Below are 26,489 nucleotides of genomic sequence, written 5' to 3' on the forward strand. Positions count from 1 at the left end.
AATGCCGTTGCCGAGCATCAGGGCCAGCGCAGCGCCGATGGCGAGGCCGCCGAGCGCCAGCATCAGCATGAGTCGTTCGGTCTCAACGATGGTGGAATTGGCGCTCGTCTCGATGCGCTGCTGATCGGCAGTCAGTTCCGACCGCAGTTCGTTCGAGAGCTTGAGGATGGACGCCGCGGTCTTGGTCATCTCGCCGTTCAACTTGACGATGACCTTCACGTTCTCGGTCAGCTTCGAGAACGAGGAGCGGTACTGCTTCAGCAGATTGCCGATCTCGGTGACACGGTCGGTGATCTTCTGCTCGTTGGCATAGATCGAGACCAGCAGGGTCTCCAGGAACTTGATGCGGGCGATCACGCCGTCGGCGGTCTTCGGCTCCGGCTTGGCGACGAAGGCGCTCACCGAGGTGGAAACCGCCAGATATTGCGAGGTGACGTCCTTGGCCGTGGTCTGAACCGAATTCAGGCCCGCCAGTGCCGCGGTATCGGCGAGATCGTCGAACTTGAAGCGAATCTTGTTGCCGACGCTGTTGAGCTCGTCGGCCGCGATCTTGCTGTTCTCGCGCGTCAGTGTGATGATCTCGCCGAAAACTTTTGTAAAGCGCTGGAAGTCGGCTTCGAGCTTGCCGACCTGCTCACGGCGCGCCGCGCCCGTGGTCGCCGCCATCGTCTTGGCGATTGCGCCCTTCAGATTCTCTTCGGCCGCCTTGGCCGCGGTCTCGTCATCCGCCGACCCGGTCAGCGTATAGGCCCGCGCCAGACCCTGGTAAGCGATCAGATCACGATCGACCGTCCGCGCGAGGTCCGCTTCCGCCACGCTGGCCCGGTAGGAGGCCACGGCGGCCTGGATCCGCTCGAAGCCGAAATAGGCGAAAGCCATGCTGACGGCGAGAATGGCCAGCACCGCCACGAAACCGAGGATGATTTTTGCACGAAAACGCAAGGTGAGCAGCTTCGATGTGTTCGGCTTCGACTTGACGGGCATTCCCCCACCCCATTCCATTCGCGGAAAACCAGGCGCAGCCCGAAAGCAGCCCGCTTCCCGACTCGTGAGCACGGTAACGGGCAAAGGATAAGCCACGGTAAATTTATAGCGTCGCAACTTGCGGTTAGGTGACGCGGCAAGGTGTGTGGTCCCGGACAAGCGCGCGCAGATCCGGGACGACAATGGTGGATGGCGCTCGGGCGAGGACTTCAGGCGCAGCAAGCCTCAAGCCGCCCGGATATTCCCCATGAAGCGGTCGAGTTCGGCACGGAGGCGGGTGCTTTCGGACGACAGCGTCTTGGCCGAATTCAGCACCTCTTCCGACGCCGAGCCGGTTTCGGCGGCGCCGCGGTTGACCTGGCCGATATCGGTGGCGGCCGTCTGGGTGCCCTGAGCAACGGTCTGGACGCTGCGGGCGATCTCCTGCGTCGCCGCGCCCTGCTCTTCCACCGCGCTGGCGATGGACGTCGAGATCGACGAGATCTGGCCGATGGTGGCGCCGATCTCCTTGATCGCGGCGACCGATTCGGCGGTCGCGCCCTGCATGCCCGCGATGTGGGAGGAAATCTCGTCGGTGGCCTTTGCAGTCTGACTGGCCAGGGACTTCACTTCGCTGGCGACAACCGCAAAGCCGCGGCCGGCTTCACCAGCGCGCGCCGCCTCGATGGTGGCGTTGAGCGCCAGCAAATTGGTTTGCTCGGCGATCGCCGTGATCAGCTTGACGACTTCACCGATCTGCTGCGCGGCATGGGAGAGCTTGCCGATCCGGCCGTCGGTTTCCTTGGCCTGCACGACGGCGGCTTCGGCGATGCGGTTGGAATCGCGGACCTGACGGCCGATCTCCTCGACCGAGGCCGAGAGCTCTTCGGTCGCGGTCGCGACCGACTGCATATTGCTCGAGGCCTGCTCGGACACGCCCGCGACCTGGCTCGACAGTGTCTGCGTGATCTCGGCGGTACGGGTCAGCGTGGACGCGGACGATTCGAGCTGCACGGCGGAAGCCGAGACATTCGACACGATGGCGCCGACAGCATTTTCGAAATCATCGGCGAAACGAATCAGCTCGGAGCGGCGGGCCGCGCTTGCCTCCTTGTTCTGGGCTTCGCTGGCGGCGGCATCGCGCTCGGCCTTGACGACGGCCTGAACCTTGAATTCCTCGACCGCGCCGGCCATCTCACCGATCTCGTCCTTGCGGCCGAGACCCGGCAGCACGACGTCGAAATTGCCCGAGGCGAGCTCGCGCATCGCCTTGCACATCGCGATCATCGGACGCGAGATGCCGGTTCCGAGCAGGAACGCGAGGATCGCACCTAACAGCGTGCCGCCAACGGCCAGCATCAGCACCAGCTGTTCGGTCTTCCCGATGGTCGCTTCCGACTCCGAATCGAGCCGCTGCTGTTCGGCGACGAGGTCAGCCTTCATGGCGGTCGCACCCTGGAGAATCGCGCCGGCCGAGCCGCTCATCTCGGTCACGAGGTCATCGACCATCTTGGCGTTGGCGATCAGCTTCTCCAGCGATTCGCGATAGGCCGTGAGGAGCCCCTTGGCGTCCTTCAGGCCGGCGACAATCTTGTCGTCCATGGAATAGACGGCGCCGAGCGAGTTCTCGACGAATTTCAACCGCGCCAGCGCGCTGGTGGCAATCGCCTGATCCGACGTCAGCACGAAGTTGGTCGCAGCCGAACTTGCGGTCTGGAACTGGGCATTGACCTGCTTGGTGCCGAACTCGATCGCCTGCGCCTCGGAATCGGATGCGTTGTTGCCGATGTCGTCGAGCTTGTATTTCAGGAGGTTGGCGTTGCGCGTGAGCTGGTTCTGCACCAGCAGTGCGCTGTCACGCTTGGCCTGGAGGACTTTTGCGAAGGTCGAGGAGAAGTTGGAGAACTCCTTGGCGAGCTTGCTCAGGCTCTCCTGCCGCGCCGGCTTCTTGGCACTCCTGGTGGCCTGGTCAATGGCGCTCTTCAGGCTGGCTTCGGAATCCAGAGCCGCCTTGGCGTCGTCCTCCTTGCCGGTGACGACGAAATATTTGACGGCCAAACGATAGGCGAGCAGCTCGCGGTCGATGTTGCGGGCAAGGTCGGCCTCCGTCACGCTGGCGCGGTAGAATCCGACCCCGGTCGAGACCCGCTCGAAGCCGAAATAGGAGAAGGCCATGCTGCCGGCGGAGATCACCAGCACCGCGGCGAAGCCCAGGATGATCTTGGCGCGGAACCTGAGGGTCGGAAATATTGTTCGTTTAGACGGCGACGCGATACGCCCGGACATTCCCAACCCCCATTTATTCTATTCGGCCGTGTTCCGGAGGCACCCCGCCTCCAGACCCGGATGCGCAAAACTAGGGCACAATGGATAAGGGGCGGTAAATTCGGCGCGGCCTCCGCAATCTCCGGTATCATCGGCCAAAGGCCGACCGGATGGGGTGACGGCTGGCATCCCACGCGGCCCGCCGACCCGGCCGGCGAATCCCCGGCCTGCCCGACCAAGTCATTGCCCTCACAAGTCATTGCGCCCCCGTCGGGATCGATGACTTTTCCATGACCGCAGCGGCCAAAATCCTAGTTGCAAAGTCCGGGGGCGCTGTCTCTAATTAGAAACAATCAAAATCAATCCCCGGGAGGACTTCACCGTGTCTACAGTCAAACTGACAGTCAACGGCAAGGCCGTTGCTGTCGACATCGAGGATCGCACGCTGCTGGTCCAGCTGCTGCGCGAAAACCTCAACCTCACCGGAACCCATGTCGGCTGCGACACCAGCCAATGCGGCGCCTGCGTCGTCCATATGGACGGGAAGGCGGTGAAGTCCTGCACCATGCTGGCGGGCCAGGCCGACGGCGCCAACGTTACCACCATCGAGGGCATCGCCAAGGGCGACGAGCTGCACCCGATGCAGGCCGCCTTCCGCGACAATCACGGCCTGCAGTGCGGCTATTGCACGCCCGGCATGATCATGTCGGCGATCGACATCGTGCACCGCTACGGCGGCGAGCTCGACGAGACCACGGTCCGTCACGAGCTCGAAGGCAACATCTGCCGCTGCACCGGCTACCACAACATCGTCAAAGCCGTGCTGGATGCAGCCGGACGCATGAAGGTCTCGCAGGCGGCCGAGTAAAGCGGCCCGCCTCGAAAAAGAACCACCGTTGCTGCTTTCGAAGGAAAGCGCAGTCAAAACAATTCCGGTCGGGAGGACCAGACATGGGTGTTGAAGGCATCGGCGCGCGCGTCGTGCGCAAGGAAGACAAGCGTTTCATTACCGGCAAGGGCCGCTACGTCGACGACATCAAATTGCTGGGCATGACCCATGCCCATTTCATTCGCAGCCCGCACGCGCACGCCAAGGTGAAGAAGATCGATTCTTCCGCCGCGCTGAAGATGCCGGGCGTGGTCGCGGTGCTCACCGGACAAGAGATCGTCGACGATAAGGTCGGCAACCTCATCTGCGGCTGGGCCATCACGTCCAAGGACGGCAGCCCGATGAAGATGGGCGCATGGCCTGCGATGGCGCCGGAGACGGTGCGCTTCGTCGGTCAGGCCGTCGCGGTCGTGATCGCCGATACCAAGAATCTGGCGCGCGACGCGGCCGAAGCCGTGGTCGTCGATTACGAGGAACTTCCGGCGGTTGCCGATGTCCACGCCGCCATCAAATCAGGCGCACCGCAGCTTCACCCCGAGGCGCCCGGCAACCAGGTTTATGACTGGGTGATCGGCGACGAGGGCGCGGCGGACGCCGCCTTCGCCAAGGCCGCCAATGTCGTAAAACTCGACGTCACCAACAACCGCCTTGCGCCGAATGCGATGGAGCCGCGCGCGGCGATCGCCGATTATGACGCGGCGGAAGAGCACTTCACGCTCTATACGACGTCGCAAAACCCGCACGTCGCCCGCCTCGTGCTGTCGGCGTTCTACAACATCGCCCCCGAGCACAAGCTGCGCGTGATCGCCCCCGACGTCGGCGGCGGTTTTGGCTCAAAAATCTTCATCTATCCCGAGGAGATGGTGGCGCTGTGGGCCTCGAAGAAGGTCGGCCGTCCCGTAAAATGGACCGGCGACCGCACCGAAGCCTTCCTCACCGACGCGCACGGCCGCGACCATGTGACCCATGCCGAGATGGCGTTCGACGCCCAGAATAAGATCTTGGGCTTGAAGGTGAAAACCTACGCCAATTTCGGCGCCTACATGTCGCTGTTCTCGTCGTCAGTGCCGACCTATCTCTACGCGACGCTCTTGTCGGGCCAGTACAACATCCCGGCGATCCATGCCGAGGTGGTCGGGGTCTACACCAACACCACGCCGGTCGACGCCTATCGCGGCGCGGGCCGTCCCGAGGCCAGCTATCTGATCGAACGTCTGATGGAGACGGCCGCGCGGCAGTTGAAGGTCGATCCGGCCGCGCTGCGCCGGCAAAACTTCATCACCCAGTTCCCCCACCAGACGCCCGTGATCATGGCTTATGACACCGGCGACTTTAATGCCTCGCTCGATGCCGCGATGAAGGCGATCGACTATGCCGGCTTCGCCGGACGCAAGGCCAAGGCGAAGACGGAAGGCAAGCTGCGCGGCATCGGCGTGTCCTGCTACATAGAAGCCTGCGGCATCGCGCCGTCAAAGGCGGTCGGCAGCCTCGGTGCCGGCGTCGGCCTGTGGGAATCCGCGGAAGTGCGCGTCAACCCGGTCGGTACCATCGAGGTCCTCACCGGCTCGCACAGCCACGGCCAGGGTCACGAAACCACGTTCTGCCAGCTCGTCGCGGAGCGTTTGGGCATCCCCATCAGCCAGGTCTCGATCGTCCATGGCGATACCGACAAGGTGCAGTTCGGCATGGGCACCTATGGCTCGCGCTCGGCGGCCGTCGGTCTCACCGCGATCCTGAAGGCGATGGAGAAGATGGAATCCAAGGCCAAGAAGATCGCGGCGCACGCACTCGAAGCGTCGGAGGGCGACATCGTCATCGAGAACGGCGAGTTCAAGGTCGCCGGCACCGACAAGGCGATCGCCTTCCCGATGGTCGCGCTCGCGGCGTACACCGCGCACAATCTGCCTGACGGAATGGAGCCGGGCCTGAAGGAAAGCGCCTTCTACGACCCGACCAACTTCACCTTCCCGGCAGGCTCCTATATCTGCGAGCTCGAAGTCGATCCCGGCACCGGCAAGACCAGCTTTGTCAACTTCGTCGCAGCCGACGACTTTGGCCGGCTGATCAACCCGATGATCGTCGAGGGCCAGGTCCATGGCGGCCTGGTTCAAGGCATCGGGCAGGCACTGCTCGAGCACGCGATCTACGATGCCAATGGCCAGCCGGTCACGGCCTCGTTCATGGACTATGCCATGCCGCGCGCCGATGACGTGCCCTCGTTCAACCTCTCCCACACCACGACGCTGTGTCCGGGCAATCCCCTGGGCATCAAGGGTTGCGGTGAGGCCGGCGCGATCGGCGCCTCCGCAGCCGTGATCAACGCGATCACGGATGCGATCAGCAAGAACAATCTGGAAATGCCCGCAACCCCGGACAGGGTGTGGCGCACGATCCACGCGGCTTAAAGAGGGAGCAACGAAAATGTACCAGACCATTTATCATCGCGCTTCCTCGGTCGACGAAGCCGCCAGCCTGTTTGCCAAGGGCAGCGACGCAAAGTTCCTCGCCGGCGGCCAGACGCTGCTGCCGGTGATGAAGCAGCGCCTTGCCAGTCCCTCCGACGTGATCGACCTCGGCAAGATCAAGGAATTGCAGGGCGTCGAGCTGTCGGGCGACGTGCTGACCATCAAGGCCGGCACGACCTATTTCGACATCATGCAGAATGCCGATGTGAAGAAGGCCATCCCCGCGATTGCCTATCTCACCTCGGTGCTCGGCGATCCCGCGGTGCGTTACCGCGGCACGATCGGCGGCTCGATCGCCAACAACGATCCCGCCGCGGATTATCCGGCCGCACTGCTCGCGCTCGGCGCCACCGTGAAGACCAACAAGCGATCGATCTCGGCGGAGGACTTCTTCCAGGGCCTGTTCACGACGGCGCTTGAGGACGGCGAGATCATCACCGCGGTGTCGTTCCCGGTTCCGGCGAAGGCGGGCTACGCCAAGATGCGGCACCCGGCTTCGCGCTTCGCGCTGACCGCCGTCTTCGTCGCGCAGACCAAGTCGGGCGAGATCCGCGTCGCCGCGACCGGCGCTTCGCAGAGCGGGGTGATGCGCGTTGGCGCGATCGAGGCTGCGTTGAAGGCGAACTGGTCACCGTCGGCACTCGACAGCGTGAACATTTCGGCGAGCAATCTGCTGGCCGATATTCACGGTACCGCGGAGTACCGAGCCAACCTGATCAAGGTCATGGCTCAGCGTGCGGTAACGGCCGCGGGCTGATCTCGCTTTAGCGACTCAACACAAATTTTTCGCGGCGCGCAGCAATGCGCGCCGCTTTTTTGATGCGCCCATGCATGAAAAGCGCTTGCCTCGCTGGCGTGAAGGCTGGAAAAGTTAATCAGCCAATTAACTCGCCCCACAGAGGAACGTCCCGGGCGCTTGCCGATCCATCGGCATCCGCCCGCGATCCGAGGAAACAACAACGTGCTCGATAAATCAGCCCCCTCCGCGTCCGTCCGCACCTCCGGCCCGCTCTCGGGCTTCCGCATCGTCGAATTCGCCGGCATCGGACCGGGCCCGTTCGCCTGCATGATGCTGGCCGACATGGGTGCTGACGTCGTCACGCTCGATCGCGTCGGCGCCAAGAAGAGCATGAAGTCGGTGGCGGGCCGCGGCCGCAAGGTGATCGAGCTCGACCTCAAGGACAAGGCGGCGATCGCAGAGGTGCTCGACCTGCTCGCCAGCGCCGACGCCCTGGTCGAGGGCTTCCGTCCCGGCGTGATGGAGCGGCTCGGCCTCGGCCCCGAATTGGTGCTCGCGCGCAATCCAAAGCTCGTCTATGGCCGCATGACCGGCTGGGGCCAGGAAGGCCCGCTTGCCAACGCCGCTGGCCATGACATCAATTACATCTCCATCACCGGCGCGCTCGCCGCGATCGGACCTAAGGAAGCGCCGGTGCCGCCGCTCAACCTGGTCGGCGATTTCGGCGGCGGCGCGCTCTATATGGTCGTCGGCGTCCTCGCAGCGCTCTTGGAAGCGCAGAAGTCCGGCAAAGGTCAGGTCGTCGACACCGCGATGTGCGACGGCGCGGCATCGCTGATGTCATTCTTCTTCGACATGACCACGCTCGGCCGCTGGACCGAGGGCCGCAACCAGAACTTCCTCGACGGGGGCGCGCATTTCTATGGCGTCTATGAATGCGCCTGCGGCCATTTCGTCTCGATCGGCTCGATCGAGCCGCAGTTCTACGCGCTATTGCGCGAGCACGCGGGCCTCACCGACGCCGATTTCGACGCGCAGATGAACCCCAAGGCCTGGCCCGCACTGAAGGAGAAGCTGAAGGCCGTGTTCAAGGGTAAGACCCGCGAGGACTGGTGCAAGATCATGGAAGGAACCGACATCTGCTTCGCGCCGGTGCTGACCATGTCGGAAGCGACCGAACATCCGCACATGGTCGCCCGTGAGGTCTTCATCGAGCGTCACGGTGTCAAACAACCGGCGCCGGCGCCGCGCTTCTCGCGGACGCCGTCGACGGTTCGTGAGCCGGAAGGTGCGGAGATCGCAGCGGTGACGGCTGCGTGGAAAGCGGGCCGCTAAGGCGCGCCTGAGGGTTGTACGCGGGCACCTTTTGCGTCACTTCGCGTTCCATAAAAGTGACACAAGGTACTTCCCGTGGAACAAACTGACCGCCCGCGTCCCTCTCAAACCATGCGCGTCGGCGCAGCCATTCTCGGCAACGCGCTCGAATTCTACGACTTCACCGTTTACGCGGCGTTCGCCGTCTGGCTCGCCAAGGCGTTCTTTCCAGCGGACAATCCGAACACGAGCCTGCTGCTGACGGTTGCGACTTTCGGCGTCGGATTCGTGGCGCGGCCGCTCGGCGGTATCGTGATCGGCGCCTACGCCGATCGCTACGGCCGCAAGCCGGCGATGACGCTGACCATCTGGCTGATGGCGCTGGGCACCGGCATGATCGGCCTGCTGCCGACCTACGAGCAGATTGGATTGCTGGCGCCGGTCCTGCTGGTGTTCGCGCGGCTGCTGCAGGGTTTTTCGACCGGCGGCGAGATGGGACCGGCGACGACCTATCTGCTTGAGAGCGCACCCTCGCACCGCAAAGGTTTCTTCGGAAGCTGGCAGCTCGCCAGCCAGAACATGGGCAGCCTGTTCTCTGCGCTCGTCGGCCTTGGCCTGGCTTTCCTGATCACCCCTGGTGCCAATGAAAGCTGGGGTTGGCGTGTTCCCTTCCTTCTCGGGATCCTGATTGCGCCGGTCGGCTACTTCATCCGCCGCAATCTCGATGAAACTCTCGATGCCGAGGAGGCCCATGCCAGCGTCGGCGGCGTGCTCTCCGACATCCTGGCGAACCACTCGGGCAAGATCGTGCTGTGCATTTTGCTGATCTCCGGCGCCACCATCGGCCAGTACTTCTTCCTCTACACCGCTACCTACGCCATCAACACGCTGCATTTCAGCCAGGGCTGGGCGATGACGGCCAACTTCGCCACTTTCGCGAGCGGCACGATCTTCGCTCTGGTCGGCGGTGCGCTCGCGGACAGATACAGCCTCAAGACCATCGCCGTGGTCCCGCGCATCATCGTGACATTGCTGTTCTATCCCGCATTGCTTCTGGTGGTGTCGTCGGGCTCGCCGCTCGTGTACGTGGTCACCGTCGCGGTGCTGATGGCGTTCCATGCGATGTCGGGGGGCGCCGGCATCATCCTCATCCCGCTCATCTTCCCCGCGATTGTCCGCACCAGCGGGCTGTCGATCGCCTATGCTCTCGGTGTGACTATCTTTGGCGGCACGGCGCAGCTCGTATTCACCTGGATCATCGGGTCGACGGGCGACAAGCTGTCATGGGTCTGGTACGTCATCGCCATGGGCATCGTCAGCTTGCTCGCCACGATGGCAATACGCGTGCCGGAAGGGGTGGAGCGGCGGCGGGACAGTGCAGCAGCGGGCGCAGTGGCGGCGGGCTCGTCTCGTTAGCGGAGCGACGAGCACGCTCTCGTAGGGTGGGCAATGGCGCAGAGCGCAGTGCCCACCGTCTCTTTCCGATGCCGATAAAAGTGGTGGGCACGCTTACGCTTTGCCCACCCTACGGCGGCGTCGCTACGCAGCGTTATCGACCTTCAACACCCCACGCCGGATCTGGTCCTCCTCGATCGACTCGAACAGGGCCTTGAAATTGCCTTCACCAAAGCCGTCGTCACCCTTGCGCTGGATGAACTCGAAAAAGATCGGGCCGATCGCGTTCGCTGAGAAGATCTGCAGCAGCACCTTGGTCTGGCCGCCGTCGACCACGCCCTCGCCATCGATCAGGATGCCGTTCTTCAGAAGACGTGCGACATCCTCGCCGTGCTTGGGCAAGCGCGCGTCGATTTTCTCAAAATAAGTCTCGGGCGGTGACGGCATGAAGGGCAGGCCGGCGTCGCGCAGGCCTTCGATCGTGCCGTGGATCTCGCGGCAGCCGCAGGCGATGTGCTGGATGCCCTCACCGCGATAGACCTTCAGATATTCCTCGATCTGGCCGGAATCGCCGGCGTCCTCGTTGATCGGAATCCGGATCTTGCCATCGGGGCTCGTCAGCGCGCGCGAGAACAGGCCGGAGGCGCGGCCCTCGATGTCGAAGAAGCGGATCTGGCGGAAGTTGAACAACTTTTCGTAGAAGCCCGTCCACACATCCATGCGGCCGCGATGGACGTTATGGGTGAGATGGTCGAGATAGAACAAGCCGGCGCCGACCGGCCGCGGATCACGCGGGCCGAGCCATTCGAACTCGGCCTCATAGGCCGAGCCCTTGGCGCCGTAGCGATCGACGAAGTACAGCAGGCTGCCGCCGATGCCCTTGATGGCGGGGACATCGAGCGTCTTCTGCGCCGATGACACATCGGCAGGCTCCGCGCCGAGCGAAATCGCGCGGTCATAGGCCGCCTTCGTATCGACCACGCGAAACGCCATCGACGGTGCACAAGGGCCGTGCGCGGCAACGAACTCGTAACCGTGGGTGCCGGGCTCCTCGTTGACGAGGTAGTTGATGTCGCCCTGGCGATAGACCGTGATCTTCTTGGCCTTGTGGCGCGCGACGGCCGCATAACCCATCAGCTTGAACAGCGCGTGCAGCTCTTCCGGATTGGGGTGCGCATATTCGACGAACTCGAACCCGTCGGTGCCCATTGGATTGTCGGCGGTGATCGTGGCCGGCGGTGCATCGTGCGGAAACGGACCCATGGTGTTCTCCCAAATGGCTGCTGGGACGAACTATCCTTCATGGGAGGCGCAAGGAGCGTGCAAACGAGACGTCTTTTGGCTATCATATGCACGATCCGTGCATCAAATGGACGAAACACGCATGATTCCGGTGGATGCCTTCGACCTCAAGATCCTCGGCGCGCTCCAGGACGACGGCCGCCTCACCAACCAGGAGCTTGCCGATCTCGCGGGCCTCTCCGCCTCGCAATGCTCGCGGCGGCGGATGCGGCTGGAGGAGGAGAAGGTGATCGCAGGCTATCATGCCGACCTCTCCAGCGAGGCGCTCGGCTTCGGCGTGATCGCCTTCATCCAGGTCGGGCTTGCGACCCACTCGCCGGACAATTCAAAACGCTTCCGCGCGCTGGTGAACCGGATCGACGAGATCCAGGAGGCCTATTCGCTGACGGGCGATGCCGATTACGTGCTCAAGGCGGTGCTGCGCGATCTCAAGGGCCTTTCCAACCTCGTCAACGACGTGCTGATGCCGCACCAGAGCGTGGCGCATGTGCGCTCCTCGATCGTGCTCGACCGACTGAAGGAAAGCTCAAAGCTGCCGCTAAAGGATTTGAAGGCTGGCTGAAATCGAGGGAACTACGTCATTCGCGCCCCGCGCGCGATCTGCGATCATCCGGCCAATCCGCGGAGATTCAACCATGGCCCTCCAGCTTCGACCGAACTGCGAATATTGCGACCGCGACCTGCCGCCTGATGCAACGGATGCACGGATCTGCTCCTATGAATGCACGTTCTGCGCGGACTGCGTGGAGACAAGGCTCTCCAACGTCTGCCCGAACTGCGGCGGCGGCTTTGCGCCGCGCCCGATCAGGCCGACGCAAGAATGGCGGCCGGGCGTGTGCACGACGAAGCAGGCGCCGTCCGACAAGCGGGTGCATTTGAAGTACAGCGTGGAGGACGTCGCTGCACATTGCGCGAGGATCAAGGACGTGGCGCCGGAGAAGCGATAGCTCTCGTAGGGTGGGCAAAGCGCAGCGTGCCCACGTCTTCGCTGCCGTCGGGAAGATGGTGGGCACGGCGCAAGAGCGCCTTTGCCCACCCTACGAGACCGGAGCGCGTCGCAATCATTCCGCCGCCGAGATCGTCCCCTCGACCTCACCGAACCCGACGCGATAACCGTTGCCCTGGCACCAGCCGCGCATGACGAGGCTGTCGCCGTCCTCCAGGAACGTGCGCCTGGCGCCGCCGGGGAGCTCGACCGGCTCGGTGCCGTTCCAGCTGATCTCCAGCAAGCTGCCGCGCTGGTTCTTCTCCGGGCCGGAGATGGTGCCGCTGCCGAGGAGATCGCCGACATTCATCGCGCAACCGCTGGAGGCGTGGTGCATCAACTGCTGTACCGAGGACCAGTACATGTATTTGAAATTGGTGCGGCTGATGCCCGCGGGCGCATTGGCGCCGGCGGCGCGCAGGGAGATGTCGAGCTCCAGATCGTAGTTCTGCGGCTTCGCTTGCTTGAGATAATCGAGCGGCACCGGCTCCTGCTCCGGCCCCTTCAGGCGGAACGGTTCCAGCGCCTCGCGCGTCACCACCCAGGGGCTGATTGAAGTGGCAAATGCTTTCGCGAGGAACGGCCCCAGCGGCACATATTCCCATTGCTGAATGTCGCGCGCGCTCCAGTCGTTGAGCAGCACGAAGCCGAAGATCATCTCTTCGGCCTGATGCTCGGTCAGCATGCCGCCCATCGGCGAAGGCTGGCCAACCACGACGCCCATCTCCAGCTCGAAATCGAGCCGCTTGCACGGTGCAAAGCTCGGCACCTCAACATTCGGCGGCTTCAGCTGCCCGTGCGGGCGCTTCACTTTTGTGCCGCTGACGACGACAGTCGACGCACGGCCGTTATAGCCGATCGGCATGTGCAGCCAGTTCGGTTGCAGCGCGTTGTCCTTGCCGCGGAACATCACGCCGACATTGGTCGCGTGCTCTTTCGACGAATAGAAATCGGTATAGCCGGAAACGGCGAAAGGCAGATGCAGCTTTGCATCGCGCATCGGCACCAACGCCTGCTGGCGCAGCTCCTCGTTGTCACGCAGTTCCGGATGATCGTGGCGCAGCAGCTCGCTGATCCGCGCCCGCGTCTTCGCCCAGACTTTTGGTCCCAGCGCCATGAAGGGATTGAGCGAGCCCCCGGAGAATACGCCGAGCGGTCCGACGTCGAGCCGGGAGTCCTGCTCGAGCTCCCAGAGATCGAGCACGTGATTGCCGATTGCGACACCGACCCGCGGCGTCGGGTTGGCCTCGGTCGAGAACACGCCATAGGGCAGGTTCTGGATCGGGAAATCGGAGGCGGGATCGACGTCGATAAAGGAGCGGAGGCTGGGATCGTTGGGGTGGGTTGTCACTTTTCGCTCGGTTCTTTTTTCCTTCTCCCCTTGTGGGAGAAGGTGGCGCGAAGCGCCGGATGAGGGGTTCTATCCGCGAGTCCAAATGAGAGAGGTTCACTCGCGGATAGAACCCCTCACCCGTCTCGCCGCTTCCGCGGCGAGCCACCCTATCCCCGGTCTGAACACACACAAGGGGAGAGGGGAAGACCGTCACGGCCTGTTCGGATCGAACCGCTTCTCCAAACCCTTCCAGCAATCCGCGTAATCGTCTTGCAACGTCGCTGAGTTCGCGGCATGCGCTGTCACGCGCTGGGCATAGCGGGTCTCGAACATGAAGGCCATCGTCCCCGTCAGCTTCACGGGCTTCAGCTCGCCGTTGCTGGCGTGCTCGAAGGCGTCGCGGTCGGGGCCGTGCGGCAGCATGCAATTGTGCAGCGAGACGCCGCCCGGAACAAAGCCCTGCGGCTTGGCGTCATAGACGCCGTAGATCAGGCCCATGAACTCGCTCATGATATTCATGTGGTACCACGGCGGACGGAAGGTGTTGTCGGCAACCATCCAGCGTTCGGGGAAAATGACGAAGTCGATATTCGCGGTGCCCGCAGTCTCGGACGGTGAGGTCAGCACCGTGAAGATCGAGGGATCAGGATGATCGAAGCCGATCGCGCCGACCGGCGAGAACGTGCGCAGATCGTATTTGTAGGGCGCATAATTGCCGTGCCAGGCGACGACGTCGATCGGCGAATGCGGCAGCGTCGTCTTGAACAGCGCGCCGCCCCATTTCACGAACAGCTCGGTCGGCGTATCCTTGTCCTCGTAATGCGCGACCGGTGTGAGGAAATCGCGCGCGTTGGCGAGGCAATTGGCGCCGATCGGGCCACGCTCCGGTAGCGTGAAGGCGCCGCCATAGTTCTCGCAGAGATAGCCACGCGCAGGACCATTCGGAATCTCGACGCGGAATTTGACGCCGCGCGGGATCACCACGATCTCGCCGGGCTCGGCGTCGATGCGGCCGAACTCGGTGGCGACGCGCAGCTTGCCCTGCTGCAGCACGAACATCAGTTCGCCGTCGGCATTGTAGAAGTGCTGGTCCACCATCGACTTGGTGATGAGATAGATGTGCGCGGCCATGCCGGCCTGCGTGTTGACATCGCCGGCGGTCGTCATGGTCTGCACGCCCTGAAGGAAGGTCGTGTCCTCCTTCGGGATCGGCGCCGGGTCCCAGCGCAGCTGCGCGATCGGCAGATCGTATTCATGACAGGGCGCCGAGCGCCACAGGCCGCCATCGGCCTTCTCGAAGCGGCCAGAATGCTTCACCGAGGGGCGGATACGATAGAGCCACGAGCGCTCGTTGGTGCCGCGCGGCGCGGTGAAAGGCGAGCCGGAGAGCTGCTCGGCATAGAGCCCGTAGGCGCAGCGCTGCGGCGAGTTGCGACCGATCGGCAGCGCGCCCGGCAGTGCTTCGGTCTCAAAGCTGTTGCCGAAGCCGGACATGTAGCCCGGTGTCACCTGCGCCGAGCTGCGGATGATCTGATCAGGCGAGGTATTGATGTTCATGACTATCCTCCTTGCAAAGCGGCCCACATCTCCTGGTCGCGCTTGTCGGTCCAGATCACGGGATCGTCGATCCCCGATGCTTCGTCATAGGCGCGCGAGACGTTGAACGGCAGGCAGTGCTCGTAGATGGCAAAACTGTGGAACTTCGGATCCATCACTTCGCGCGTCGCGGCCATCGATTCCTTCAGCGTGCGTCCCTTGGCGACCGAGATTTCGGCTGCGCCATAGAGCGAGGTGACGAAATCGCGCGTCATCGCGATGGCTTCGCGCACGGTGGCCGTGCCCTTGAGCGCGTCGCCGCGGCCCGGCGCGATCGCCTTGGGATTGAAGTTGCGGATCTCGTTCAGCGTCAGCGGCCATTCGCGCAGATGCGCATCGCCGCAATAGCAGGCCGAGTGATATTCGATGAGGTCGCCGGAGAACATCACCTCGGCGTCCGGCACCCAGGCGACGATGTCGCCGGAAGTGTGACCGGCGCCCAGCTGCATCAGCCGCACTTCGCGTTTTCCCAGGTAGATCGACATTTCGCCTTCAAAGGTGAGCGTCGGCCAGGTCAGGCCGGGGATGCTCTCGGCATCCTGGAACAGGCGGGGGAATCGGCCATATTCGGAATCCCAATCCTGCTGGCCGCGCTCCTCGATCAGCCGATGCGTTTCCTGCGAGGCGACGATTCCTTGCGCGTTGTAGGCAGAGGCGCCGAGCACGCGCACGGCGTGATAGTGCGACAGCACGACATATTTGATCGGCTTGTCGGTGACGGCCTTGACGCGCTCGATCACCTTGTTCGCCATTGCGGGCGTCGACTGCGCGTCGAACACCAGGCAGCCGTCGTCGCCGACGATAATCGCGGTGTTCGGATCGCCCTCGGCGGTGAAGGCGTAGAGATCAGTGCCGATCTCGGAGAAGGTGATTTTCTTCTCGGAGAGATCGCCGGTGGATGCGAAGTTCTTCGCCATCAGTTTGTCCTTAAGGTCTTGGGTTATTGTTGCTGCTGTTGTTGCTGCTGGCCGTCGATCATGCGGCGTTTTGCCAGCACGAGCGCCTCCCGCAGCACGTCGATGTCGCCGATATGGTTGGCAAGGATCAGCACCAGCGCGGCGTCGAAATCGGCGCTCTGCTCGTCGGTCAGGCCGCGATGCGCCTCGACAATGGCGCGAAAGGCATCGTCGGGCCGCGCGAAGTTGGAACTGGTAGAGAGCGGCATGCAAAACCTCAATTCACGCCTGCCGCCCGCGACAGCGCGGCGGCGATGACCTCGCGCGTCGGATGACGGAAACGTGCTGCGATATAGCCATCGGGCCTGAGCAGATAGGCCGCACCTGGCTCGGCGTCGTAGCGCTTTGCGACAAGGCCCGACGGATCGGCAAGTCCGCCTTCACCACCGATGCGGATGTCCTTCACGCCATCTGGCGCATCGATTGCCGCGCCATTGCTGAACGACAGCAAGGTGAAGTCCGTTCCGTTGCGGCGGAAGGCATCCGTCAAATAAGCCTGCTCGCCAACTGGCGCGTCGAGCATGGAACAGCCCGGCGACGGCCCACCGCGCCACGCATCCACATCGAGCGATGACAGCGGCGAGTCGTAGCTGCACGGCACCGACAGTCGGCCGCCATTGACCATGCGCTTGCCGAACTCAGTTTCCTTCGCCAGCGACAGCACGGCCTTGCGCAGTCGCGCTTCCTGGTGCGAGTTCGGCGCCATGAAATCGGTCGAGCGGGTGGACTCGCGGATATTCTCGTCGGCCGCGAGGCTGCGCTCAACGTGATAGCTTTCGAGCAAACTCGCGGGCGAGATCCCGCGCAGCACACGATCGAGCTTCCAGGAAAGGTTTTCGGCGTCCTCGAGTCCCGAGTTCGCGCCGCGCGCACCGAAGGGCGAGACCTGATGCGCGGAGTCGCCAGCAAAGATCACGCGGCCGTGGAGGAAGCGATCCATCCGCCGGCACTGGAATTTGTAGAGCGAGATCCACTCGAACTCGAACTTGTCGTGCCCGAGCATGCGCGCGAGCCGCGGCCGCACGTTTTCGGGCTTCTTCTCGACGACAGGATCGGCATCGCGGCTGAGCTGAAGATCGATGCGCCAGACATCGTCGGGCTGGCGATGCAGCAGCGCCGAGCGTCCGGCATGAAACGGCGGGTCGAACCAGAACCAGCGCTCGGTCGGAAATTCCGCCGTCATCTTGACGTCGGCGATCAGGAACTGGTCCTCGAACACCTGTCCCGCAAAGTCGGCGCCGACCATCTGCCGCAGCGAGGAGCGCGCGCCGTCGCAGGCGACGACATATTGCGCATGGAGGCGATAGGCCCCCTCGGGCGTTTCGATCGTCAGCACGACGGAATCGTTGCGCTGTTCGAGCGCCGTCACCTTGTTGCGCCAGCGCAGGTCGATGCCGGGCAGATCGCTGATGCGATCGACCAGATAGGCCTCGGCGTAATATTGCTGAAGGTTGATGAAGGCGGGGCGCTTGTGGCCATCCTCCGGCAGCAGGTTGAACTGATAGAGCTGCGACTCCCCGTGAAAGATGCGGCCGACGCTCCACACCACGCCCTTGTCGACCATGCGGTCGGCAACGCCAAGCCGGTCCCAATATTCCAGCGACCGTTTCGAGAAGCAGATCGCGCGGGAGCCCTCGCCGATGCGATCGGCATCATCCAGAAGGACGACGCGCTGGCCGCGCTGGGCGAGATCAATCGCCAGCGACAGGCCCACGGGCCCTGCGCCGACAACCACGACCGGATGCTCGGCCGCGCTCTGGCCGGGACGGTCCTGGTCGGAGTGACGGCGATAGCCGAACTGGGATTTGGCCTGATACGTATTGGCCTGCGCCATGCACTAACCTCGGCTCTGGTCAGGAGCGGACTGATCTGCTAGATAGTCTCACGTGCAACTATTTTGGACCGGAGCCGGCCGGCCGTCAACTGGAATTCGGAGCGCATGCCTTGGCGAGAACATCCAGCGACGCGGCGCTGAAGCGACGAGAGATGGACGAGGCCTCGCCGCAACCGAAGGCGCGGCTCGATCTGTTCAGGTTCGTGCCGTTCCGTCTCAACCGGCTTGCGGCGGAAGTCAGTTCCGCGCTTGCGGTCGAATATCAGGAGCGTCACGGCCTCGACATTCCGGCCTGGCGCGTGATCGCAACGCTCGGCTTCCGCAACGATGCCTGCAGCGCGCAGTACATCTCGCAATGCACCCGCACGCACAAATCCACCATCAGCCGCGCCGTGACCACGCTGTTGCACGAAGAACTGATCGAGCGGGTCGAGAACGAAGCCGACCGCCGCGAATTCCGCCTGCAACTGACGAAGAAGGGCCGCACGCTTTACGAAGAACTGTTCCCGCAATTGTTGCGGCGGGAAGACGAGATCCTCGCCTGCCTCTCCGCGCAGGAGCGCAAGCAGCTCTCGGCCCTGCTCGGCAAGATCGAGCAGAGCCTCGATTTGATCCAGACCAGCGAAGAGGCGGATGCCAAGCAGGCGTATTAGCCTGCACCGTCATTTCGCAAACGACCGCGACGGCGGCAAATGCAGCGCCCAGGCGTCGACCTTGTCGCTGGCGCGCGGATAGATTTCCGTTACGATCGGATCGTGGCCGGGAATGAACCTGTCAGGATGGCCGGCGAGGCGTTCGACCGTCTCCCAGCCCTGCGCCATGTCGCCGACATTGTAGACGATCGGGAACGGACTGCGACGCTGGAGATTCGCGTAGTAATGCGCGGCATCGGACGCCAGCACCACCGGCCCGCGCGCAGTCTCGACCTTGACCACCTGCAAGCCGTCCGAATGGCCGCCGACGCGGTGCACGGTGACGCCGGGCGCGATCTCGCCGTCGCCCGAATAGAAATTGACGCGCTCGCCATAGACATGGCGCACCATCTGCGTGACGTGCTCGACCGAGAACGGATGTCGCAATAAACCGCTGCACATGCACCGGCCCGTCGCGTAGGCCATCTCGCGCTCCTGGAGATGGAAGCGTGCATTCGGAAAGCGATCGAGATTGCCGGCGTGATCGTAATGCAGATGTGTCACGATAATGTCGCGAATGCTCGATGCCGCGACGCCAAAGCGCTCCAGGGCATCGACCGGATTGAGCGTCAGCTTGCGCGCCCGCGCGCTCGCCTCCTCGGCGTTGAAGCCGGTATCGACCAGAATCTCCCGGCCCTGCCCGCGGATCAGCCAGACGAAATAGTCGAGATCCTGCGCCGCACTGTCATGCGGGTCGGGTTGAAGGAAGTTCATGCTGGGGGTGCGCGGCGACATCGTCGCATAGCGCAGTGCGTAGATTTCGTAGGCGTTTCCCATGGCTCTTGCTTTTCTGAGTTGGATCTTGGGGGACGATCGCGGGCACCAAGCCATTGTCCGCCGGAAAGGTCAAACGCGGCGCGCCACGACAGCGGCAGGCCTGCCATGTGAGACCAATCACACTAACGTCCCCATCGCTGCACTAACATGGCACCCGTCAGACCCAACCAGATCGTATCGAGTGCAACCGTGACAGTCCGTTTATTCCCCTCGCAGCGTTCCCATGCATCGCGGTCAATTGTCGCGATAACCCCTGAACTCCAAGCGGTTGACGCCTTCCTTCCCCGGTTTGATAATGCACTTTGCGTAAGTTAAGGTCGCCGCGGCGCAAGCTGGTAACGGCGCCTTTTTGGCTGGACCGCGCTCATTATGAAAATTCGCTTCCTTTTTCTTCTGCCCCTGCTCGTCTCGCTGGTCCCGGCCACGCCATCCTTGGCCGCCGGCGACCGTTTTGCGCTGATCATCGGCAACTCCAAATACCCGGACGCGGACGCCCCGCTGAAGGAACCGCTCAACGACGCACGCGACGTCGCCGACGAGCTCAAACGCGACGGCTTTTCCGTCGAGATCGGCGAGAACCTGACCGGCGACGGCATGCGCCGCGCCTTCGACAAGCTCTACGGCAAGATCAAGCCGGGCTCGGTGGCGCTGGTATTCTTCAGCGGTTTCGGCATCCAGTCGGCGCGCCAGAGCTACTTGCTGCCGATCGACGCACAGATCTGGACCGAATCCGACGTGCGCCGCGACGGCGTCAGCCTCGAGACCGTGCTCGGCGAGCTCAACACCCGCGGCGCCGGCGTCAAGATCGCGTTGATCGACGCCTCCAGGCGCAACCCGTTCGAGCGCCGGTTCCGCAGCTTCTCGGCCGGCCTGACGCCGGTCATCGCGCCGAACGGCACGCTGGTGATGTATTCGGCGGCGCTGGCCTCGGTGGTGTCGGATGCCGGCGGCGAGCACAGCCTGTTCGTCCAGGAACTGCTCAAGGAGATCCGCGTCCCCGACCTGATGGCCGAGGAGACGCTGAACCGCACCAAGATGGGCGTCACCCGCGCCTCGCGCGGCGAGCAGGTGCCGTGGATATCCTCTTCACTGGCTGAAGATTTCTCGTTCATTCCGGGTGCCGCCGGGTCCCGCCCACCGCCGCCTCCCGCGCCGCCGCCGGTCGTAGCCAACAACCCGCCGCCGGCACCACCATCACCGCCTCAGCCGCCGAAGCCAGCCGATACGGTTGCAGCTCCCGCACCTCCCCCGACGCCGAAGCCGCAGGTCGAGGCCGCCTTGCCGCCGCCGCCCCCGCCGGTGAAACCGACCGAGACCACCCCCGCGCCGAGCATGGATAGCGGGCCGAACCCGGCCGTGCTGGCGGAAGACCCCACCATCAAGGGCCTGACGGCCAAGATCGCAGCCAATCCTGATGACGTGAACGCGCTGTACCGGCGCGGCCAGGTCTATGCCAGCAAGGGTGCCTACAACCTCGCGATCAAGGATTTCGACGAAACGCTCCGGATCAACGCGAAGGATGTCGAGGCGCTCAACAACCGCTGCTGGACCCGCACCGTGATCGGCGACCTCCAGGGCGCGCTGAAGGATTGCAATGAGGCGCTGCGGCTGCGCCCGAACTTCGTCGATGCGCTGGACAGCCGGGGACTCGTCAATCTGAAGTCGGGAGCGGCGAAGAACGCCATCGCCGATTTCGACGCGGCCTTGCGGATCAACCCGCGCCTGACCTCCTCGCTCTACGGCCGGGGCATCGCCAAGCAGCGCAACGGCTCGGCCCAGGAAGGGGCACTGGACATCGCCAATGCCAAGGCGATGGACCCGAACATCGTTCAGGAATTCGCAAGCTACGGAGTACGCTAGTATTTTTTTGAGTTGAGGCCACAGGCGCCTCGAACCCTCGGCGACCCCAGACAGACTAATGAACGGATGCCGCAGGCGGCCTTTCCGGGGGCCTATTGCAGGAATTTTGGAACGAGCAGGTTAGCTGCGCAGGAGGGACTGGCAATGAGATTGGCTGCAAAAGGATTTACCGCGATCCTGTCCATCATCACCGTCAGCGCTGCTCTGTCGCTGACGATCCCGTTCGCGTTTGCCGGCGATGACGGCAACAGCAAGAACGTCACCGAGGACGAGATCGTCCGCGCGCTGGCGCCGGCGCCGAAGAAGCCGCTGACCCGCGGCCTCTCGATCGCCGCCCCGCAGGCCGATCCCGCCCCGAGCGCGGCTGAGACCAAGCTGATTCAGTCCGTGCGCGGCCGCTCGACACGGTCGCTGTCCTCGACCGAGCGTGAGGAAATCGCTTCAGTCGCCAAGGACAAGCCGAACATCGATCTCGAGATCACCTTCGACTACAATTCGGCGAACATCAGCGCCAAGTCGACGGCTTCCGTGCAGGCGCTCGGCCGCGCGCTGACCAGCCCCGACCTGAAAGGCTCGACCTTCGTGGTCGCCGGCCACACCGACGCCGCCGGCGGCGAGGGCTACAATCAGGATCTGTCGGAACGCCGCGCGGATTCGATCAAGCGCTATCTGGTTGAGAAGTACAGCATCCCGGCGACCGATCTCGTCACGGTCGGCTACGGCAAGAGCAAGCTGAAGGATCCGAGCCAGCCGATGGCGGAGGTCAATCGCCGCGTGCAGGTCGTCAACATGGAAAACAAGACCACCGCATCGAAGTAAGCACGACGCAATCCGTTGAAGTGACCCGTCGTGATGTGGTGTAAAGTCATGCTTCCAAAGCGCGTCCCGCAGCCTTGCGGGACGCTGCTTTGTTTCAGGGAAATGCTCTCAGCGGGCCTCGTGCGGACGGCCGTGAGCCAGGCCAGGATGATCCGGCGATGAACCTCTCCGACTATCTCAAGCCGGCCGGAACCGTGGTCTTCGTCGTGGCCCTCGGCGTCGGCTATTATCTGTTTGAGCATCGGCATCGGCCCGAGGCGAAGGAAACGCCGGGCGAGGCGCTCGTCATCGTGACGAAGTCGACCAATGCCTGCTTCTCCGACCTCGTCCGCGTGACCGGATTCTTCGTGCCCCGCCGCGAGGCCGTGGTCGTCGCCGACCAGGAGGGATCCAGGGTCACCGACCTCTTCGTCACCGAAGGCACCATGGTCACCGACAACCAGGAACTGGCGCGCCTGACGGCGCCGCCGCAGATCCCGGGCCAGCCGCAGCGACCCGGTGCGCAAGGCCCGGTCTCGCTCAAGGCGCCGGCGCCGGGCCTCGTCACCGAGGTGCGCACCATCGTCGGTGCGCCCGCTTCGCCGCAGGCCGGGCCGATGTTCCGCATCGCGGTCAATAACGAAATCGAGCTCGACGCCCAGGTCCCGGCCGTGCACATGCCCAAGCTCAGCGCCGGCGCCACCGTGCGGATCAGCCGCGACGACGCGCCCGATCTGATCGGGCGGGTCCGGCTGGTCGCCCCGGAAATCGACCGCGCCACGCAGCTTGGCCGCGTCCGCATCAGCGTCACCAACAATCCCTCGCTGAAGATTGGCGTGTTCGCCCGCGCGTCCATCGACGCCAAACGAAGCTGCGGCGTCGCGGTTCCCAAGACCGCGATCGACCATCTCACCGTGCAGGTCGTCAAAGGCAACACGGTTGAAACGCGCAAGGTGCGGGTCGGACTGACGTCCGACAGCCAAACGGAAATTCTGGAAGGGCTCGACGTCGGCGAAATCGTCGTGGCCGACGCCGGCTCTTCGCTGCATGACGGCGACCAGATCAAGACCATGTTCGCCGATGAACTCGATCGCACGCGGGTACGCTGATGGCTCTCAATATCTCGGCATGGTCGATCCGGAATCCGCTGCCGTCGGTGGTGTTTTCGATCATCCTCCTGATCCTCGGCTGGACCTCCTTCAGCAAGCTCGCGATCACGCGACTGCCTTCGGCCGACATTCCCGTGATTTCGGTCGCGGTATCGCAGTTCGGCGCCGCGCCGACCGAGCTCGAATCCCAGGTCACCAAGACGGTTGAGGACGCCGTCTCCGGCGTCGAGGGCGTGCGGCACATCACCTCGTCGATTACCGACGGCGTGTCCGTGACCACCATCCAGTTCGCGCTGGAGACCAACACCGATCGCGCGCTCAACGACATCAAGGACGCGGTGACGCGCGTCCGCTCCAACCTGCCGCAGAACGTCACCGAGCCCCTGATCCAGCGCGTCGACGTGATCGGCCTGCCGATCGTCACCTATGCCGCGATCTCGCCGGGCAAGACTCCGGAGCAGCTGTCCTATTTCGTCGACGACGTGGTCAAGCGCGCACTTCAGGGCGTGCGCGGCGTCGCCCAGGTCGAGCGCATCGGCGGTGTCGAGCGTGAGATTTTGGTCTCGCTCGATCCCGACCGGCTCCAGGCCATGGGCCTTACCGCCGTCAATGTCAGCCAGAGCCTGCGCGGCACCAATGTCGACGTCGCCGGCGGCAGGGCCGAAATCGGCAAGAACGACCAGGCGATCCGCACGCTCGCGGGCGCCAAGACGCTGGGCGATCTCGCCGGCACCATGATCCCGCTGTTCGGCGGCGGCGAGGTCCGGCTCGACGATCTCGGCACCGTCACCGACACCATCGCCGACCGCCGCACCTTCGCCCGCTTCAACGGCGAGCCGATCGTCGCGCTCGGCATCAAGCGCTCCAAGGGCGCCAGCGACGTGAAGGTGGCGGAGGCCGTGCAGAAGCGCATCGACGCGCTGAAAGCCGCCTATCCCGACGTCGACCTGAAGGTGATCGACACCTCGGTCGAATACACCAACGGCAATTACGAAGCGGCGATCTCGACACTGTTCGAAGGCGCCATCCTGGCCGTCGTCATCGTGCTGCTGTTCCTGCGCGATTTGCGCGCCACAATCATCGCCGCGATCTCGCTGCCGCTGTCGATCTTCCCGGCGTTCTGGGCGATGGACCTTCTCGGCTTCTCGCTGAACCTCGTCAGCTTCCTCGCCATCACGCTGTCGACAGGTATTCTCGTCGACGATGCCATCGTCGAGATCGAGAACATCGTCCGGCACATGAACATGGGCAAATCGCCCTATCGTGCCGCACTCGAAGCCGCCGACGAGATCGGCCTCGCCGTGATCGCGATCTCGCTGACCATCATCGCGATCTTCGCGCCCGCGAGCTTCATGTCGGGTATCGCCGGGCAATTCTTCAAGCAGTTCGGCATCACCGTCTCGGTGCAGGTGTTCTTCTCGCTGCTCGCCGCGCGCTTCGTCACGCCGGTGCTGGCCGCCTACTTCCTCAAGCACGGCAATCACGAAGAGCCGCCGCCCGGCCGCGTGCTGCGATCCTATCATCGGATCGTCGCCTGGTCGGTGAAGCACTATTTCATCACGGTGCTGATCGGCTTCGGCATCTTCGCCGCCTCGATCTGGAGCATCACGCTGCTGCCACAGGGCTTCCTGCCGGCGCAGGACAGCTCGCGCTCACTGGTTGCGCTCGAGCTGCCGCCGGGCACGCAGCTCGCCTACACCGAAAAGGTCACCGAGGACATCGTTGCGCGCCTGCGCAAGCGGTCCGAGGTGAAGAGCATCTTCGTCGACGGCGGGCGCGTTCCACCGGGTACCCAGGAAGTCCGGCGCGCCGCCCTGATCATCAACTACACGCCCAAGGCCGATCGCGACATCACCCAGCGCGAGCTGGAATTCTCGATCAGCCAGGAACTCGAGAACATTCCCGACATCCGCTTCTGGTTCCTCGACGAGAACGGCCTCCGCGCCATCTCGCTGGTGGTGACCGGTGTCGACGCCAACATCGTCAACAACGTCGCCAGCGAGCTTGCGACGCAGATGAAGCGGATTCCGACCATCTCCAACGTGATTTCTGAAACCACGCTGGAGCGGCCCGAGCTGCGCATCGAACCGCGTGCCGATCTCGCCGCGCGCCTCGGCGTCTCGACCGAAAGCCTGTCGCAGACCATCCGCGTCGCCACCATCGGCGACGTCGGGCCTGCGCTTGCCAAGTTCGACGTCGGCGACCGTCTGGTGCCGATCCGCGTCCAGCTCGAGGATGCCGCGCGCGGCAATCTCAAGACGCTCGAACAGTTGCGCGTGCCGCTCGGCGAGCACGGCGAGAAGGGCGGCGTACCGCTCTCGGTCATCGCCGACGTCAAGCTCGACCAGGGTCCGACCAGCATAAACCGCTACGATCGTGAACGGCAGGCAACCGTCGCAGCCGATCTCGTCGGTTCTGCCGCACTCGGCGACGCTACCAAAAAGATCTCCGAGCTGCCGGTGATGAAGAGCCTGCCGAAGGGCGTGAGGGTCTCACCGTCCGGCGACGCCGAAAGCCTGAACGAACTGTCCGACGGCTTCGCCACCGCGATCACCGCGGGCCTGATGATGGTCTACGCGGTGCTGGTGCTCTTGTTCGGCACTTTCCTGCAGCCGATCACCATCCTGTTCTCGCTGCCGCTCTCGATCGGCGGCGCGATCGCGGCCCTGCTCATCACCGGCAAGCAACTCACCACGCCGGTGTGGATCGGCATCCTGATGCTGATGGGCATCGTCACCAAGAACGCGATCATGCTGGTGGAGTTCGCGATCGAATCCATTCACTCCGGCAGGCCGCGCGACGAAGCCATGATCGACGCCGGCATGAAGCGCGCACGCCCGATCGTGATGACCACGATCGCGATGGCCGCCGGCATGATGCCGAGCGCACTCGCGGTCGGCGCCGGCGGCGAGTTCCGCTCGCCGATGGCGCTCGCGGTGATCGGCGGCCTGATCTTCTCGACCATCCTGTCGCTGGTGTTCGTGCCCGCGATGTTCATGGTGATGGACGATCTCGGCGCCCTGATCTGGCGTTTCGGCAAGCGGCTGGTCGTCCACAGCGAGGATATGGAGACCGCCGGTCATCACGGAGCTGCGCCAGCCGAGCCGCCGCCCGTGTCGAAGAACATCGTGCATCCTGCGGCGGAGTAGCCTAGGTAGCGAGCTGGGGCTCTTCTGAAGAATTGCCTCGTCCCGATGGGATTAAGGTGAGCAGCTAA

Annotated in this window: 20 protein-coding genes and 1 pseudogene; 12 read left to right on the forward strand and 9 right to left on the reverse strand. The window is 63.8% G+C overall.

From position 1 onward, the window contains the following. Together IVB29_RS15620 and IVB29_RS15625 are read right to left on the reverse strand one after the other, a co-directional pair. Nucleotides 1-984, reverse strand: a pseudogene (locus IVB29_RS15620) (methyl-accepting chemotaxis protein); the annotation flags it as partial. Nucleotides 985-1,209: 225 nt separating this feature from the next. Beyond that, nucleotides 1,210-3,249 carry a HAMP domain-containing methyl-accepting chemotaxis protein gene (locus IVB29_RS15625; protein ID WP_247504241.1) on the reverse strand — a complete coding sequence of 680 codons (2,040 nt, stop codon included), beginning with the start codon at nucleotides 3,247-3,249 and terminating at the stop codon, nucleotides 1,210-1,212. A 361-nt stretch (nucleotides 3,250-3,610) separates the two neighbouring features. Here IVB29_RS15625 and IVB29_RS15630 point away from each other — a divergent pair, with 361 nt between their 5' ends. The 5 genes from IVB29_RS15630 (at nucleotide 3,611) to IVB29_RS15650 (ending at nucleotide 10,051) form a co-directional block, all read left to right on the forward strand. Continuing rightward, entirely contained in the window at nucleotides 3,611-4,096 is a 486-nt protein-coding gene (locus IVB29_RS15630) for a (2Fe-2S)-binding protein (RefSeq protein WP_247504242.1), read from the forward strand. 83 nt (nucleotides 4,097-4,179) lie between these two features. Then, on the forward strand, nucleotides 4,180-6,522 hold the full coding sequence (locus tag IVB29_RS15635) for a xanthine dehydrogenase family protein molybdopterin-binding subunit (RefSeq protein WP_247504243.1): 2,343 nt from the start codon (nucleotides 4,180-4,182) through the stop codon (nucleotides 6,520-6,522). A gap of 16 nt (nucleotides 6,523-6,538) precedes the next feature. Further along, on the forward strand, nucleotides 6,539-7,339 hold the full coding sequence (locus IVB29_RS15640) for a xanthine dehydrogenase family protein subunit M (protein ID WP_247504244.1): 801 nt from the start codon (nucleotides 6,539-6,541) through the stop codon (nucleotides 7,337-7,339). Between the two features lie 204 nt (nucleotides 7,340-7,543). Continuing rightward, nucleotides 7,544-8,656 carry a CaiB/BaiF CoA-transferase family protein gene (locus IVB29_RS15645; protein ID WP_247504245.1) on the forward strand — a complete coding sequence of 371 codons (1,113 nt, stop codon included), beginning with the start codon at nucleotides 7,544-7,546 and terminating at the stop codon, nucleotides 8,654-8,656. Nucleotides 8,657-8,731: 75 nt separating this feature from the next. Beyond that, nucleotides 8,732-10,051: an MFS transporter gene (locus IVB29_RS15650; protein WP_247504246.1), complete on the forward strand. Its 1,320-nt coding sequence runs from the start codon at nucleotides 8,732-8,734 to the stop codon at nucleotides 10,049-10,051. 123 nt (nucleotides 10,052-10,174) lie between these two features. Here the strand turns inward: IVB29_RS15650 and hppD are convergent, their stop codons facing one another. Next, nucleotides 10,175-11,293 (reverse strand): 4-hydroxyphenylpyruvate dioxygenase, encoded by a 1,119-nt coding sequence (hppD, locus tag IVB29_RS15655; protein ID WP_247504247.1) that lies wholly within the window; start codon nucleotides 11,291-11,293, stop codon nucleotides 10,175-10,177. Between the two features lie 121 nt (nucleotides 11,294-11,414). Between hppD and IVB29_RS15660 the strand changes: the two genes are divergently transcribed. Continuing rightward, a complete protein-coding gene (locus IVB29_RS15660; protein ID WP_247504248.1) occupies nucleotides 11,415-11,894 on the forward strand; it encodes an Lrp/AsnC family transcriptional regulator in 480 nt (159 codons plus the stop codon). Nucleotides 11,895-11,967: 73 nt separating this feature from the next. After that, nucleotides 11,968-12,279: a DUF1272 domain-containing protein gene (locus IVB29_RS15665; RefSeq protein ID WP_247504249.1), complete on the forward strand. Its 312-nt coding sequence runs from the start codon at nucleotides 11,968-11,970 to the stop codon at nucleotides 12,277-12,279. 114 nt (nucleotides 12,280-12,393) lie between these two features. Here IVB29_RS15665 and fahA read toward each other — a convergent pair whose 3' ends face one another. The 5 genes from fahA to IVB29_RS15690 form a co-directional block, all read right to left on the reverse strand. Next, nucleotides 12,394-13,668, reverse strand: coding sequence for a fumarylacetoacetase (gene fahA / locus IVB29_RS15670; RefSeq protein WP_247504250.1), 1,275 nt, complete (start codon nucleotides 13,666-13,668; stop codon nucleotides 12,394-12,396). Between the two features lie 192 nt (nucleotides 13,669-13,860). Then, on the reverse strand, nucleotides 13,861-15,207 hold the full coding sequence (gene hmgA, locus IVB29_RS15675) for a homogentisate 1,2-dioxygenase (protein ID WP_247504251.1): 1,347 nt from the start codon (nucleotides 15,205-15,207) through the stop codon (nucleotides 13,861-13,863). Nucleotides 15,208-15,209: 2 nt separating this feature from the next. Then, complete coding sequence (locus IVB29_RS15680) at nucleotides 15,210-16,163, reverse strand: MBL fold metallo-hydrolase (RefSeq protein ID WP_247504252.1); 954 nt, start codon at nucleotides 16,161-16,163, stop codon at nucleotides 15,210-15,212. Between the two features lie 23 nt (nucleotides 16,164-16,186). Further along, nucleotides 16,187-16,411, reverse strand: a complete 225-nt coding sequence (locus IVB29_RS15685; RefSeq protein WP_008137646.1) for a DUF2783 domain-containing protein — start codon at nucleotides 16,409-16,411, stop codon at nucleotides 16,187-16,189. A gap of 8 nt (nucleotides 16,412-16,419) precedes the next feature. Further along, nucleotides 16,420-18,036, reverse strand: coding sequence for an FAD-dependent oxidoreductase (locus IVB29_RS15690; protein WP_247504253.1), 1,617 nt, complete (start codon nucleotides 18,034-18,036; stop codon nucleotides 16,420-16,422). 110 nt (nucleotides 18,037-18,146) lie between these two features. On the opposite strand from IVB29_RS15690, the gene IVB29_RS15695 reads away from it, so the two are divergent. Then, entirely contained in the window at nucleotides 18,147-18,689 is a 543-nt protein-coding gene (locus IVB29_RS15695) for a MarR family transcriptional regulator (RefSeq protein WP_247504254.1), read from the forward strand. 9 nt (nucleotides 18,690-18,698) lie between these two features. Here IVB29_RS15695 and IVB29_RS15700 read toward each other — a convergent pair whose 3' ends face one another. Continuing rightward, on the reverse strand, nucleotides 18,699-19,505 hold the full coding sequence (locus IVB29_RS15700; protein ID WP_247504255.1) for an N-acyl homoserine lactonase family protein: 807 nt from the start codon (nucleotides 19,503-19,505) through the stop codon (nucleotides 18,699-18,701). Between the two features lie 369 nt (nucleotides 19,506-19,874). Between IVB29_RS15700 and IVB29_RS15705 the strand changes: the two genes are divergently transcribed. The 4 genes from IVB29_RS15705 (at nucleotide 19,875) to IVB29_RS15720 (ending at nucleotide 26,421) form a co-directional block, all read left to right on the forward strand. Next, entirely contained in the window at nucleotides 19,875-21,365 is a 1,491-nt protein-coding gene (locus tag IVB29_RS15705) for a caspase family protein (protein ID WP_247504256.1), read from the forward strand. Nucleotides 21,366-21,509: 144 nt separating this feature from the next. After that, on the forward strand, nucleotides 21,510-22,184 hold the full coding sequence (locus tag IVB29_RS15710; protein WP_247504257.1) for an OmpA family protein: 675 nt from the start codon (nucleotides 21,510-21,512) through the stop codon (nucleotides 22,182-22,184). 158 nt (nucleotides 22,185-22,342) lie between these two features. Further along, nucleotides 22,343-23,272 carry an efflux RND transporter periplasmic adaptor subunit gene (locus tag IVB29_RS15715; RefSeq protein WP_247504258.1) on the forward strand — a complete coding sequence of 310 codons (930 nt, stop codon included), beginning with the start codon at nucleotides 22,343-22,345 and terminating at the stop codon, nucleotides 23,270-23,272. Next, nucleotides 23,272-26,421, forward strand: a complete 3,150-nt coding sequence (locus IVB29_RS15720) for an efflux RND transporter permease subunit (RefSeq protein ID WP_247504259.1) — start codon at nucleotides 23,272-23,274, stop codon at nucleotides 26,419-26,421. The genes IVB29_RS15715 and IVB29_RS15720 overlap by 1 nt, the downstream gene beginning before the upstream one ends. The last annotated feature ends 68 nt before the right edge of the window (nucleotides 26,422-26,489 follow it).

This window comes from Bradyrhizobium sp. 1 (genome assembly GCF_023073315.1).
Taxonomy (GTDB): domain Bacteria; phylum Pseudomonadota; class Alphaproteobacteria; order Rhizobiales; family Xanthobacteraceae; genus Bradyrhizobium.